This window comes from Vibrio sp. 10N.237.312.B06 (genome assembly GCF_041464685.1).
GTDB classification, from domain to species: domain Bacteria; phylum Pseudomonadota; class Gammaproteobacteria; order Enterobacterales; family Vibrionaceae; genus Vibrio; species Vibrio tasmaniensis_A.
Genome location: NZ_JBFSPI010000206.1, coordinates 1 through 1,131, shown reverse-complemented (window position 1 = coordinate 1,131; position 1,131 = coordinate 1). Strand labels below are relative to the sequence as shown.

Annotated in this window: 1 pseudogene; it reads right to left on the bottom strand. The window is 40.0% G+C overall.

Annotated elements, in window-relative coordinates:
* Positions 1–702 precede the first annotated feature (702 nt).
* A pseudogene (locus AB6C75_RS23570) lies at positions 703–1,077 on the bottom strand (NnrS family protein); the annotation flags it as partial.
* Positions 1,078–1,131: the final 54 nt, after the last annotated feature.

Below are 1,131 nucleotides of genomic sequence, written 5' to 3'. Positions count from 1 at the left end.
CCGGCAACCGTTAATAGCGGTTCTAGGGTTCAAATCCCTATCCCTCCACCACATTTAAGAAAGCCGCTGAGAAATCAGCGGCTTTTTTGCATCTAGCGTAAAGTTAATCGAACCTAAAAGTCAGTTAGCCAACAAGTCAAAGTCCTTAGCTATCTGAATCTGATTCAAACCTGTTTCTCACGGCAACTTCAAGCCGATTACCGCTCTATTGTATTTAAACATATGGCATAGGTACCTGACTCAATCCTCTTATAACCCATCGAAATTCGACGTCACTGTTGCAACAAAACATCCCTGCCAATACACATGTAGACCTACGCCACCAATGCATAACCAAGTAATTTGAAGAATTGGGGGGATGTTTATTGGAATAGTGCCCTAGGTTTCTTCAGGTTCTCATTGTGGATACATAACATAAAAAAATCCAGAGGCTTCATCGAAGTCTCTGGATTTTTAAATTTGGCTTGAGTGCAGATCTAATTAAGCGTTTTCTTGCTTAGTCTCTTGCTGCTCTGCTTGTTTTTTTTGTTCAGCTTCATTTGCTTTTTCTTCGTGGTTTGAACCACCACATCCGCCACAACAGCTCATAATTATGCTCTCTTTGATTGTATTTAAGTCACTCATTAAGGTCATAATATTAAAGATGCATTTTAAATGCAACTTTAATATTAGCCAAATTGGCTGCTTGGTGTCTTGAGGTATTTAAGCCCTTGGTTTTATTAAAATTGGTAAGTACAACACAACGAAACAACTGTACGCGACAACCCACAGAGCACTGGATAAGGTGATGATAGAGACAATATTATGGGTAAAGTATCCACCAAACACTCGAACAATAAAGGCAAAAACAATGGCGATTAACGCCGCAGTCATTATTTTACCAATCGCAATAGCTCGACCTGTATGTCCTAAAGACACACGTGAGATCATTGATAAGATCATCACTCCCATTCCACCAACAGTTAAAGCATGAATCGCTTGTGATTGTGTGACCCATGGCGAAATGATCGAAGCACCATATAAGACCAGCCCTAACGAAATTGCCCAATAGCTTAAGTGTAAAGACCACACAAGAGGTAACACTGATCATTTAAGCATTTTCCTGATCAGTTGAACGATCCTACAGATGGT